The organism is Candidatus Brocadia sinica JPN1, from assembly GCF_000949635.1.
In the GTDB taxonomy this organism is placed as follows: Bacteria; Planctomycetota; Brocadiia; order Brocadiales; family Brocadiaceae; genus Brocadia; species Brocadia sinica.
On the sequence record NZ_BAFN01000001.1, the window covers coordinates 970,553 to 983,640 of the forward strand.

The following is a 13,088-nucleotide window of genomic DNA, read 5'->3' on the forward strand; positions in this document are numbered from 1 at the left end:
TGCCGTTTTTATCCTTGCCATTTCAATATAAGTATGTTAACATTTTTAATTAGACAGAAAACTACAAAATGGCAAACCACAGAACTCAAAGAGTTTTTTGTTGAACAGCAAAAATAAAAAGGAAGGAGCATTGGGGAAGCGGAAAATGGAAAGAAAAGACAAAATATCCTTTCTCTCCATCTCCACCCTTGTGAATCCTGTGGTTAAAGGGTTTACATTATGCAGGATTCTATCAACAAATACCTGTCCCATATTGAGCAAAACAGAAATTTTTCAGCGCAGACCTTACGGGCTTATCAAAATGACTTAAACCAATACCTTTCATTTCTTATTACCGAAGGGTGCCGTGACTTTGGAAACGTCACCCGCGTATTCCTGAGGAGATTTCTCGCCTTCCTGAAAAAACAGGATTATTCCAAAACCACGATTGCCAGGAAATTGGTTTCTATCCGATCCCTATACAAATTTCTGTGTCGTGAAGGTATCTTAAAATTCAATCCCCTGGAGAATATTCGTGCGCCTAAACGGGAAAGAAAACTCCCCGGGTTTATGAGTATCAGTGAGGCTGAAACCCTCTTAAATCTGCCGGGTTCTAATACGTTGTTGGGCATACGCGACAGGGCCATTATGGAAACTTTATACAGTACGGGTATGCGGGTAAGCGAATTGGTAGGAACTGACGTTACAGATATAGACTTCTTCAATGAAGTGGTTAAAGTAAAGGGAAAGGGGAAAAAGGAACGTTTACAACCTATTGGGAATCATGCCTTGGATGCCATACGATTGTATATGGACAAAAGGAATTCAGACAGTAAAGCACTTTTTTTAAACAATCGGGGTGGACGTCTTACCGAACGTAGTGTGGCAAGGATGCTGGAAAAGTATGTAAAAAAGGGAGGCCTGAGCCTGAATATTTCTCCCCATACCTTTCGACACAGCTTTGCAACCCACCTGTTAGACCGCGGCGCTGATTTGCGATCCGTACAGGAGCTTCTGGGGCACGCCAACCTTTCCACAACACAAATCTATACCCACATCACCACAGAACGGCTGAAACAGGTATATGACAAGTCACATCCCAGGGCGTGAAATTGGTTAGTACATCATACTATGTTATCGAGGCATCAACTTGGACAGATGAACAAAAACCGTTGAAACCATTTAAACGGTTTCAACAGCCTAAAAGGATTATTTGTATTGCTTTAAACGCAACTTATTTATAAATATAACCGGCATATAAGTTATTTAAACCCACTATTTCCTTTGACTAAAAACTATCGAACTCCTCTACCCATCCTGATTTCCTCGATTTCATTTCCCCCGTATCTGAACACGCGTCACCATCAATTTGTGTTAAATGTCTTTTTTAGAATTTTTTAAACAACCTTACCAGGATGGGTCAAGTTATGAAATTTCCACATATATTGATCAATTTCTTTTTAGTATTTTATATATCCTGTGCTGTTTACGCCCAGCAATCATATAAATTACAAGATGCCTTCCCAAATCTTTCATTTGATAACCCGTTAGACTTACAACACGCCGGTGATGGTACAGATCGACTCTTTGTGGTGTCACAAAGTGGACTCATTCATGTTTTTGAAAATAGATCCAATGTAAAGGCCGCAAGGATTTTTTTGGATATACGGGACAAAGTAACTGCTGGCGGTGAGTTAGGATTGCTGGGGCTTGCCTTTCATCCTGATTATGAAAAGAATGGATATTTTTATGTGAATTACACGGCGCCTAAGCCCCTTCGTTCCATTATTGCACGATACTCAGTAAGTTTAGTCAACCCCAATTCAGCTGATAAAAAGAGCGAATTCATTTTATTTCAGGTAAATCAGCCCTATAGCAACCATAACGGTGGACAGCTTGCCTTTGGTCCTGATGGCTATTTATATATTGCACTGGGAGACGGAGGCTCCGCTGGCGATCCTCAGAATAACGGGCAAAACAAATCGTCTCTCCTTGGAAAAATATTACGTCTCGACGTGAACTGCACATCAGACGATAAAAATTATTGTATCCCGCCTGATAATCCATTTGCAGGAAATACACAAAGCTACAGAGAAGAAATTTATGCGTATGGTTTACGCAATCCCTGGAGATTCAGCTTCGACCCTGTTACCGGCTGGTTATGGGTAGGGGATGTGGGGCAAAATTTATGGGAAGAGATTGACATTATTGAAAAAGGGAAAAACTACGGCTGGAAGATCATGGAAGGAAATCACTGTTATAAATCTTCCACCTGCAATACTTCCGGACTCACATTGCCAATATGGGAATACGGTCATGATGATCAGGGAGGGTGCTCAGTAACAGGCGGCTATGTTTATCGTGGGAAAAAACTCCCGGAACTTTACGGCAACTATGTGTATGGTGATTACTGTACCGGTAGAGTATGGGCATTAAAATATAATGGTATTAATCCGGCTACGAATGCCCTTCTATTAAAAGAAGATATTAATATTTCATCTTTGGGGGTTGATAAAAATAATGAAATTTATCTATGTGATTTGAATGGTAAAATTTATAAACTTACCACAAATACTCCAACACCAACAGCGACCCCCACTCCAATACCTACCCTGTCCCTGACGCCAACACAGTCACCTATCCCGGGGAAAAGGGGAAAAATTTATGGCTATGTTGTAGACATCAAAGGGAATCCACTTGAATCAGAAAGAAAACCCTCTCCGGCACAGAAGGATCATTTGAATTCACAGATCTAGAGACTGATACTTATAAAATCACGGCAAAGAAAAGGGGATATAGGAAAGGCAGGCAGACGGTAATGCTTGAAGAAGGAGAAGATGAAGAGATCAGGATAGAGATGAAAAAACAGTTGAAGCATAAACCGATCTGATATTAAATGGAAGTATGTTTTGACAATAAGAAGGAGCGGTATATCTGTGGTATTACTTTTCAGATAATTTGTGGCATTGAATTAACTTTGCTTCCAGGTTGAGATGCATTTCCAATTTTCATCCGGGAAATTATCAAAATACCCATATGAGTAACCAAGATAAAACAAAAACGGAACCACAGCTTGAGAATGAAGAAACCGTAACCGCAGAACGCCTGACACATGCAATCCTCGACCAGGCAATGGAAGCCATTGTGGTATGCGACCTAAATGGCCTGATTATTCGCACCAGTAAAACAGCCAGGATCCTTTGTGGCAGAAAGCCATTATTACAACCATTTGAAACTATCTTTCCGATTCGTTTTAAGAGGGAAGAAAAGAATTACAGGAATTTCCGGATTGCAGATGTTTTGCGTGGCAAAGACTTTCGGGATGTGGAAGTGAGTCTGGAGTATTCCCCCTCCGCTCGCCCCGGCGATATTAAAGTATATAATCTACTCATCAACGCCTCACCCCTCCGGAATTCAGAGAATACGGTGATCGGCTGCATTATCACACTGATTGACATTACCGAGTCCAAACGAATTAAACGACGTAAAAGCGTATTATATGCCACAACACAGGCATTGGCAGAGTCTGACACGTTCAAAGAAGCCATCCCAAAAATTCTTCAGGCCATCTGTGAAAGCCTGGAATGGGATTTAGGCGCGTTCTGGACCGTTGATAGAAAAACCAACGTGCTCAATTGTGCTGAAATCTGGCACAAGCCTTCAGTGAAGGTTCCGGAGTTTGAAGCGCTTACCCGGCAGATTACCTTTTTATCTGGGATCGGACTGCCAGGCAGTGTTTATGCCAGCAAGAAACCCCTCTGGATCACGAATGTCGTTTCTGATGCAAACTTTCCCCGCGCACCGGTTGCCGCTAAGGAGGGATTGTACGGGGCTTTTGGTTTTCCCATCTTGCTCGGAAACCATGTCCTGAGTGTAATTGAATTTTTTAGCCATGAGATACAACCACCGGATGAAGACTTGCTCAGGATGATGGCCGCCATAGGCGGTCAGATCGGCCAGTTCATCGAACGAAAACAATCGGAAGATGCCCTCAGGCGCAGAATAGACTTTGAAAAGACCGTTGCCAATATCTCCACAAGATTTGTTACTCTTTCGGATTTTAACAATGCCGTTTTTAAATCATTGGCCGATGCAGGCCGGCTGAGTGAAGCCAGCAGAGCATACCTCTTCCAGTTTCGTGATAACGGCAAAATTATGGACAACACCCATGAATGGTGTGACGAAGGGGTCGCATCTGAAATCCAGCATCTTCAAAATCTTCCCGCTGCGATGTTGCCCTGGCTGATGGAGAACTTGCATGCTGGCAAGGTAATTCATATTGCTGATGTTTCCAAAATGCCGCCTGAGGCTGCAGCCGAAAAAGAGGAATTTAAGAAGCAGGGTATCAAGGCAATACTAATCCTTCCGGTATATGCCGAAAAGGAATTGGCCGGGTTTGTTGGTTTTGACAATGTCGTGGCTATTGACCCATGGCATGAAGAAGATATTGCACTGCTACGCATTATGGCTGAGATTATAGGAAACGCGATTGCACGCAGGCAGTCGGAGTCCCGCATCACCCACATGGCCTATCATGATACCCTCACCAACCTACCCAACCGCAATTTATTTCATGACCGTCTGAAAGTCGCAATAGCCCATGCGAAACGTAACGGAGGGATGGTGGCTGTTATGATCCTTGATCTGGATCACTTCAAAACCATTAATGACTCACGAGGACACCACATAGGTGATTTGCTGCTAAAGGCGGTCGCCGAGCGGCTGACGCGATGTGTTCGCGAGGGTGACACGATCGCTCGCACGGGTGGCGATGAATTTACGATCATCCTCCCTGATCTGGTTCATGCCCTCAATACAATCATTGTCGCAAGTAAAATTATTGATGCATTAAACCAGCCCTTTCGGCTTGAAGGCCATGAAATCCACACCACTACGAGCATTGGAATTAGTCTCTATCCACTCGATGCGGATGACAAAGAAGATTTGGTCAAAAAGGCCGACATTGCCATGTACCTTTCCAAGGCACGCGGAAAAAATACCTATCGCTTCTACAAATCTGATATGAATGCCATCTTTAAACAGAAATAGCGTACAAGGTGATTTCCCAATCCAACCCAGATTAGGATCTTTGAATGTGGAACTGGGATGATAAAATAATTAGCAGCACAGTTAAGCGCTTAAGATACCATCAGATTGGCGCATAACCCAGCCAGTTTGTATTTGATAATTCTTCATATTCGTGCTAAATTATTCATATGAAAAGTGTGGCTCTGTTATCTCAACAAAAGCCGTATCTGGTAAGGTATCGATTTTATCCATTCCGTGAATACCTGAAAGAACGTTTTCCTTATAAAGTGCACAAGATTCCGCTTCATGCAGGTTTTACCTGTCCGAACCGTGATGGTCGCGCCGGGGTAGGTGGTTGTACATATTGTATCAATGAAAGCTTCAGTCCAAATGTCAAAGGACATTCTCTTTCTATTAAGGAGCAAGTTGAAAGAGGCAAGGTATTCCATAAAAAGAGATATGGTGCTGAAAAATTTATTGCTTATTTCCAGTCCTTTACAAATACCTATGCAGACGTAGAAACCTTAAAGGACCGTTATGAAGAAGCACTAACAGATAAAGATGTTGTTGGAATTTCTATTGGCACGCGGCCAGACTGCGTCACGGATATTATTCTCAGCCACATCGAAAGTTATACAAAAAAATACCACGTTTGGATTGAGTATGGCCTCCAATCTATTCACAACAAGACTCTCGACCGAATTAATCGGGGACACGATTACAAGATATTTTTGGATGCCATAAATCGCACAAAAAAAACTTGCATCAATATATGTGTTCATGTTATCTTAGGTCTCCCTGGAGAAACGAGGGACGATATGATGGAAACAGCCGAGGCTGTGGCAACCCTGGGCATACAGGGTATCAAACTTCACCACTTATATGTTGCGAAAAATACGGCACTGGCCGAGGAGTATTTTCAGGGGAAGGTACAGACGCTGGATATGAATACCTATATTCAGCTTGCCGCCGATTTTCTGGAGCGTATTCCATCGGATATTACCATACAAAGACTCGTAGGTGACACGCATGGCAATTTCCTTATATCGCCAATATGGAAGGCCAGTAAGGCCGAGATCACTTACGGAATTACACGGGAATTGGAACAAAGAGGCACCTGGCAAGGTTCACGGTATAACGTGTCGGTACCTGCGATAAATCACTCGACACCATTTCCTGTCCAAAACATACAGGGACAAGTTTCCGAAGAGTCGAAATTGCATACCATAGAAATATAATGCGGGCGTAATTCAGTGGTAGAATACCAGCTTCCCAAGCTGGGTATGAGGGTTCGATTCCCTTCGCCCGCTCCATTCCAAAATTGGAGAATCCCGGTCAGAATAGCAAATTCATAAATCGCACCCGTACACAAACTGCCCTAACAACAGCGCTGAAAATTTGAAAGAGTTTATATCGGCCTACTCGTTGCAATGCAGATAATGGGAAATGACAAATAGAGATGCTTTACGTTGACATGACCATAATTGATTGCTACAATAGCCCCATCGATACTATTATGAAATCAATGGATTTTATGGAGGAAATACGATGATATTACCGCTGCAAATTACCTCGAGAAATTTAGAACTCACTGAAGCGATCAAGACAAACATCCGTGAGCATGCAGAAAGTTTAGATAAATATTACAGCCGGATTATGAGCTGCAGGGTCGCTGTAGAGGCGCTTCCCAACAGGTCATTGTATAACGTATGTATCGATATGACCGTCCCCGGTGTGGAACTTGTAGTAAAACTTGATCCGAACTCAGACCTCTATATTGCAATAAGAGACGCCTTTCATGATGCGCGCCGTAAGCTGGAGGATTTTGCCAGAAGACAGCGCGGCGAAGTAAAACGACATGAGGAGCCACTCCGTGCCCGCATAAGTACTCTATTCCAGGACAAGGGCTACGGCTTCCTTACCACAGTGGATGGCAGGGAAATCTATTTTCACGAGAATAGCGTACAGAACCATAAATTTAAGCAACTGGAGATCGGAATGGAGGTACGTTTTGCTGAAGAAATGGGTGAAAAAGGACCACAGGCCACTTATGTCAAAGTAATTTGACAGCATTCAAATTTTTGATTGACATCAAATACCAAACCTTTTCATAATTAAAGTAGTGTTCCTGGATAAACGGTAACGAAGTCCGTATCGTAAAACATTCACCGATTAGCGTAACAGACATCGTAACCTTAGTCCAATTACCTATCCCTTGCGTTCTTTGCTTACAGATATCGTTCTCGTAAGACTTTTTGCTATGGCATTACAAAGAAAGTTGTTGTTCATTATCTTTGTTCTTGCGGTTATCTTCTGTGCCAATGGGCAGTATAGCATAACTGCTGACGACACTTGGCAATTGGATGATACTCCGTCAGAAATGAACGATGAAGAAGAGATCGAGTTAGGAAAACAAGTTGATGAATATATAAGGCATCATTTTTATCTGGAAAATGATCCTGACCTCAACATGGTCGTCAGCAACATTACGCAAAGACTCGTGACGGTATCTGATAGAAATACACTTCCTTTCACCTGCACCATTCTTCAGTCATTTTCGATCAATGCATTTTCTGCCCCTGGCGGGCATATCTATCTAACTTACGGATTACTCAAATTTGCTCAAACAGAAGACGAGGTGGCTGGAATTGTCGGCCACGAAGTGGCTCATGCATCCTTGCATCACGCTTCAAAATTGTATCACGAGGTGATGGAAATCCTTTCCCGACAGAATAACGGGACTCACTCACCTGAGAGTTTGTTACTATTAAATAGCCACCTCGAAGAATTTGAACAGGATGCCGATACAACGGGTGTTTTCTATGCATCGAAAGCCGGATTTAATCCCAGCGGTCTGCTGGACTTTTTGGAAAGACATCTCAGCCTCATGATTCGCAAAAATATGTTTGGCTTGGCAGGTCCTGGCTCCTCAGCAGAACTCATTAACTCCAGAATAAATCATTTAAAAGAGTACCTTTCCACTTTAGAAAAAGGGAAAAATAATAAAGAATAAGTTCAAAAGCAGAATATTTAAGCTGCATCTTTTCCATTGTCCGCAATCTGTTTACGGTGTCGATTTTAGTGGTGCAGCAAACGCCGGTAAAAAGATATGGATTGCGAGCGGAATAAGAAAAAAGAATACCCTGCAAATCAAAGACTGTTTCCGGGCAGAAGCCCTCCCCGGCTCAGGGAGTAAGCGTAACGAGTGTATGGCGGCACTTCGGAATTTCATCATGGAAAAACGTCCGGGTGCCTTCGGGATCGACTTCCCTTTTGGGTTGCCTCAGAGTCTGGTAAAAGAGGAAGGGTGGGAGGATTTTGTGTTATCCTTTCCACGCAACTATCCCAGCGCCGAAGCGTTTAGGAAGATTCTCCGCTCATCCTCTGGTGGATACGAACTCAAGCGAGTTACCGATAAAGAATGCCAGACACCCTTTTCCCCTTACAACCTCAGGCTCTATCGTCAAACCTACTTTGGCATCTGTAAAATACTTTCCCCGCTAATCCGGGACCATCTGGTATGTGTGCTCCCCATGCAAAAAGCACTGCCGGACAAAACATGGCTACTGGAAGTTTGCCCTGCTTCGACCTTAAAACAGGCGCATCTCTATTTTCCCTATAAAGGGAGTTCCAGATCACATTATTCAGCCAGGACACGTATCCTTACCTGGGTAGAAGAAGCATGTGGCATGTCCCTCCCCGGAACAGTCCGTCTGGCAGCCCTGGATGACAATTACGGAGACGCCCTTGATAGCGTCATTGCTACGGTCGCTACATTCCGTGCCATCCGCAACAGAATTGGTATTACCGCTCTTGATAATGATAACTGCCTGCGAGAGGGATATGTATTTGTTTAAATTACTCCGTTTGATTTACACATGTAACTGTTAGGAATTTCAGAACTGCGGTGGAGAGTGAAGCTTCTCTATGCTTTCCATTGGGAAAGTAGCCGAAGGCATACTTTATGCCGTTAATTATCAATAGTTATCTTATTTCAATATTTTATTCAGTATTTCCAGCATTTTTACCCTGTGTGTGCCTGACCAGTACACGCGACAGCACTGCCGGCAAACATCAAATTCATTCTGTGTCGAATAAATATAGGGTGGCACCCTGTCTCTTATTTTTTCCTTCTCAACAACATCCAACGGTCTATTGCAAAGCAAACATCGGGTAAAAATACCCGATTTATAATCGATGTTGTAATGGTTGATAACTTGCCTGAGCTGTTCTGTATAATACGGGCTCTTGATAAGCAGGGAGTTTTTTGCGGATTCACGTTCAGTTAGCTTCCTATCCATCGTTAAGATAACGCGGTGTTCACGAATGGCCCTTGCAATAAGGTCATCATCAGAAATAGAAGATTCATACACAACATCATATCCGATTATGCGCAACCATCGTGCAAGCTTGCCAAGCATGGCATCAGCAATAAACTTGAAAGGTTCCGTAGTCATAGAGAAATAGCATTGTCTTTGGACTCATCCTTTTGGACACGTATCAATCAAAAAGCAGGCCGCACGAACACTGTTCCGAATAGCAATTCCATCAGAAGAGCAAAGAGAAAAGCCTTGAAAGATTTACAGGCATATGCTAGTATTATCATCTTATCGGAGGGAAATTTCCATAGTATATTCGTTCAAACCCCAAAAATGAATGGTTTTTGTATAAAGATCTCTAAAAACTCTCTAGGTTAAAGTAAAAATTGTATCCTGTTGGTAAAACCCGGAAAGGGACTTATGTTATGGGCGTTGAATTTCAGGGTAATTTAATTGGTGCGGGAAAGGTTTTTGGAATTATCATTAGCCGATACAATAATTTTATCACAAAACGTTTATTGGATGGTGCAATCGATGGACTTATTCGGCACGGTGTAAAAGAAGAGGATGTTGATATTTTTTGGGTACCCGGCGCCTGTGAGATACCAGCCGCCGCCCTTAAGGTTGCGCAAAGCGGTAAATACGATGCAGTAATTTGTTTAGGCGCAATCCTCCGTGGCGAAACACCTCATTTTGACTATGTCGCAAACGAATCTGCCAAAGGTATTGCACATGTTGGATTATCTACAGGAATTCCAACCATTTATGGTGTGATTACAACAGAGACCCTGGAACAGGCCATTGACCGTGCTGGCGCAAAGACCGGAAATAAAGGCGCAGAGGCTGCCATATCAGCCATAGAGATGGTAAATCTTTTTGAACAGATGCAATCCGGTATAAAAACAATCAAAAGGCAGTAACCCGCTATCGGCATTTTACCCTTCTTTTTTCGTAATCAGTTATTTCAATTGTAGATTTATTTAAAGTTGCTCTTATTAAAAACCAAATATTCCATGCGCAACAGAACGATTGCCCGCGAACTCGCCCTTCAATCCCTTTACCAACTTGATCTGCGCGGTGATGAAATTATCAATGAGATTAATACCTTTTGCAAAAACAGCACGGAAAAGGAGGATATCTATCAGTTTGCCATAGCACTCGTCAACGGTTGCCGGTCACGGATAAAAGAAATCGACGAAAAAATCTCCAGTGTTACAGAGCACTGGGAATTACGCCGCATGGCTATTATTGATAAAAATATCCTGCGTTTAGGGGTTTATGAATTACTGTACAGAAATGATATCCCGCCAAAGGTATCAATCAACGAGGCCATAGAACTTGCAAAAAAATTCAGCACGAAAAATTCAGGGACGTTTGTAAACGGAATTTTAGACAAAATTTATACCCAGTTTGGAAATGGGAAATTGAAAGACAGCAGGTATACTTCCATTCTCCAGAATGTGGCAGAAATAGATTACGGAAATGCAGACCTGCACGTACACACGAACTACTCCGATGGGACGATGGCGCCAGAAGAGGTTGTGGATGAGGCTATCCGACTCGGTGTTTCAACTATTGCAATTACGGACCATGACACTATTGACGGTGTTACAATAGCCTATGGTTACGGTAAGGGCAAAAATATCCATATCATACCTGGCATAGAATTCTCTTCATATCTCAGCCCATCGGAAATTCACATCCTGGGATATTTTATTGATGTGAATAACAATTTTTTACAAAAAGTAATAAAACAATCCCGCGAGGACCGCATAAACCGTATTTATGCTATGGTAGAAAAATTACGCAAGCTCCAGGTTGATATTAATCCACAGGAAATTTTGACGCTTGCCGGAAAAGGTTCCCCTGGACGTATGCATGTGGCAGAAATGCTATGGAAACACGGCTATTGTGATTCCATTGTAGAATCATTTTCAAAATATATAGGCGATAATAAGCCTGGATACGTTCCCAAAAAAACATTGACACCGCAACAGGCTATTGAGTTAATCAGAGATGCCGGGGGTGTGCCGGTTCTCGCTCATCCAGGACTAACCCAAAGAGATAATGTTATTGAAGATCTGGTAAAATACGGTCTGAAAGGGATTGAGGTATATTATCCGTCTCATACCCCACAGACAGTCGAGAAGTATCTCAAGATTGCAAAGAAACACAACCTGGCTGTAACCGGTGGCTCAGACTTCCACGGTGAACGAAAGATAGACAGTCCTATCGCTAAAGTAATGGTGCCGGGGGATCTTGTTAGGAAACTCAGGCAAAAATGTCCCACGTAATGGAAAGTTCATTTTATCAATTTATCAACACACTCATTGAACGACAGAACGTTCTCAAAGGTCAAAACAGATGTCCTTTGAGGATGGTCGATTTGTAGAAATCTGTCAGGAGATAATAACCTAATGGCACAGACTTCGAAGAAAGACACAAATACATCGGATGAAACGAGAATGGAAACACCGGAAGCCATTCGCAAAAAAGAAGACATGAAAAAGCAGTCTGAAGGATCATCTGAAAACCGGAAAAACGGCAGAGGAAAACCCAAGGGTAGTTTTTGGCACCGATTAAAAAATTTTACAGCAGAAGCGCCAAAGGCTGTCATTATAGAAGGTGATACGATACGGCTCGTTCCAATCTCACAGGAAACTGCAGTTATTGAAGAATTTCTTGAAAAAGAAACTTCTATCCTTTCAGAAATATCGGTTTCGGTCTTACCGGAAACTATTGCCGGTAAAGATGAAGCCGGAAGTCAGACCCTGGCCCCACCGGAAGAGATTGTTTCTGTTTTGCCGGAAACTGCTGTTGTTGAAGAACACATTGAAGAGGAAACTTCCGTTTCGTCAGAGAAACTCAAGAAGGGTTTAGAGAAAACGCGTAGTCGTTTCTGGGCCCGTCTGAAAAACCTCTTTTCTTTCAGGAGAAAAATCGACGAATCTGTACTTGAGGAATTGGAGGATATACTGATTGGTGCGGACATCGGTGTAAAGTCCGTCCAAAAATTAGTACACGAATTACACGAAGCATGGAAATCCAAAACAATAATTGAAACCTCACAGATATATGATTTTATAAAAGACAGACTCAAGGAAAGCCTGCGGTCTCTTCAAGTCGACATCAATTATGCCCCCACTCCCCCTACGGTTATTATGGTTGTGGGAGTAAATGGAGTTGGTAAGACCACGGCCATAGCAAAACTCGCTAACACTTTCATTAAGGATGGCAAAAAGGTCATGGTTGCAGCAGGCGATACCTTTCGGGCTGCTGCCGTTGATCAGCTGGATATTTGGAGCAAACGCATTGGGGCAGAGATTGTAAAACATCAAACCGGTTCTGACCCCGCAGCGGTAGCATACGATGCCCTGGAAGCAAGTATCGCAAGGGGCATCGATGTCGTCATTGTGGATACCGCAGGTCGTCTCCATACCCATGAAAATCTTATGAACGAACTGGGCAAGATGAAACGGGTTATTTCCAAAAGAATTTCCGGTGCTCCCCATGAGGTTCTGATGGTACTCGACGCCACAACCGGACAAAATGCCATCTCCCAGGCAAAGATGTTTAAGCAGGCTGTTGACATTTCAGGAATATTTTTGGCAAAGTTAGATGGTACGGCAAAGGGCGGTTTCGTTCTCGGCATGCGCAATGAAATAAACATTCCCGTAAAATATATCGGGTTGGGTGAAAAAGCAGATGATATAGAGAAATTTGACCCTGACGCCTTTGTGAATGCCTTGTTTGAATAGTATA

At 42.8% G+C, this 13,088-nt stretch carries 12 protein-coding genes and 1 tRNA gene; 12 read left to right on the plus strand and 1 reads right to left on the minus strand.

Going from position 1 to position 13,088, the window contains the following annotated elements; translation table 11 throughout:
- Positions 1-219: 219 nt before the first annotated feature.
- The 9 genes from xerC (at position 220) to BROSI_RS04425 (ending at position 8,864) form a co-directional block, all read left to right on the plus strand.
- Positions 220-1,089, plus strand: coding sequence for a tyrosine recombinase XerC (gene xerC, locus BROSI_RS04390; RefSeq protein WP_052562539.1), 870 nt, complete (start codon positions 220-222; stop codon positions 1,087-1,089).
- A 317-nt stretch (positions 1,090-1,406) separates the two neighbouring features.
- The gene (locus BROSI_RS04395; protein ID WP_082059026.1) at positions 1,407-2,735 is read left to right on the plus strand and encodes a PQQ-dependent sugar dehydrogenase; all 1,329 of its coding nucleotides are present in this window, start codon (positions 1,407-1,409) and stop codon (positions 2,733-2,735) included.
- Positions 2,681-2,869, plus strand: coding sequence for a carboxypeptidase-like regulatory domain-containing protein (locus BROSI_RS21245; protein WP_082059339.1), 189 nt, complete (start codon positions 2,681-2,683; stop codon positions 2,867-2,869). Before BROSI_RS04395 ends, BROSI_RS21245 begins: the two co-directional genes overlap by 55 nt.
- Before the next feature lie 146 nt (positions 2,870-3,015).
- Complete coding sequence (locus BROSI_RS04400) at positions 3,016-5,028, plus strand: diguanylate cyclase domain-containing protein (RefSeq protein WP_052562541.1); 2,013 nt, start codon at positions 3,016-3,018, stop codon at positions 5,026-5,028.
- Positions 5,029-5,204: 176 nt separating this feature from the next.
- The gene (mnmL, locus tag BROSI_RS04405; protein WP_052562542.1) at positions 5,205-6,245 is read left to right on the plus strand and encodes a tRNA modification radical SAM protein MnmL/YtqA; all 1,041 of its coding nucleotides are present in this window, start codon (positions 5,205-5,207) and stop codon (positions 6,243-6,245) included.
- Between the two features lies 1 nt (position 6,246).
- Positions 6,247-6,320: transfer RNA gene (locus BROSI_RS04410), tRNA-Gly, on the plus strand.
- Between the two features lie 235 nt (positions 6,321-6,555).
- On the plus strand, positions 6,556-7,074 hold the full coding sequence (locus BROSI_RS04415) for an HPF/RaiA family ribosome-associated protein (RefSeq protein WP_052562544.1): 519 nt from the start codon (positions 6,556-6,558) through the stop codon (positions 7,072-7,074).
- Between the two features lie 193 nt (positions 7,075-7,267).
- Positions 7,268-8,020 carry a M48 family metalloprotease gene (locus BROSI_RS04420; RefSeq protein WP_052562545.1) on the plus strand — a complete coding sequence of 251 codons (753 nt, stop codon included), beginning with the start codon at positions 7,268-7,270 and terminating at the stop codon, positions 8,018-8,020.
- A gap of 220 nt (positions 8,021-8,240) precedes the next feature.
- Entirely contained in the window at positions 8,241-8,864 is a 624-nt protein-coding gene (locus tag BROSI_RS04425; protein WP_157842376.1) for a hypothetical protein, read from the plus strand.
- 132 nt (positions 8,865-8,996) lie between these two features.
- Here the strand turns inward: BROSI_RS04425 and BROSI_RS04430 are convergent, their stop codons facing one another.
- Positions 8,997-9,464: a Mut7-C RNAse domain-containing protein gene (locus BROSI_RS04430; RefSeq protein ID WP_052562550.1), complete on the minus strand. Its 468-nt coding sequence runs from the start codon at positions 9,462-9,464 to the stop codon at positions 8,997-8,999.
- A 287-nt stretch (positions 9,465-9,751) separates the two neighbouring features.
- Between BROSI_RS04430 and ribH the strand changes: the two genes are divergently transcribed.
- The 3 genes from ribH to ftsY all read left to right on the plus strand — a co-directional run bounded on the left by ribH (position 9,752) and on the right by ftsY (position 13,084).
- On the plus strand, positions 9,752-10,246 hold the full coding sequence (ribH, locus tag BROSI_RS04435; RefSeq protein WP_052562552.1) for a 6,7-dimethyl-8-ribityllumazine synthase: 495 nt from the start codon (positions 9,752-9,754) through the stop codon (positions 10,244-10,246).
- 93 nt (positions 10,247-10,339) lie between these two features.
- The gene (gene nusB / locus BROSI_RS04440; RefSeq protein ID WP_052562554.1) at positions 10,340-11,620 is read left to right on the plus strand and encodes a transcription antitermination factor NusB; all 1,281 of its coding nucleotides are present in this window, start codon (positions 10,340-10,342) and stop codon (positions 11,618-11,620) included.
- Between the two features lie 123 nt (positions 11,621-11,743).
- On the plus strand, positions 11,744-13,084 hold the full coding sequence (gene ftsY / locus BROSI_RS04445; RefSeq protein WP_157842377.1) for a signal recognition particle-docking protein FtsY: 1,341 nt from the start codon (positions 11,744-11,746) through the stop codon (positions 13,082-13,084).
- Positions 13,085-13,088 lie beyond the last annotated feature (4 nt).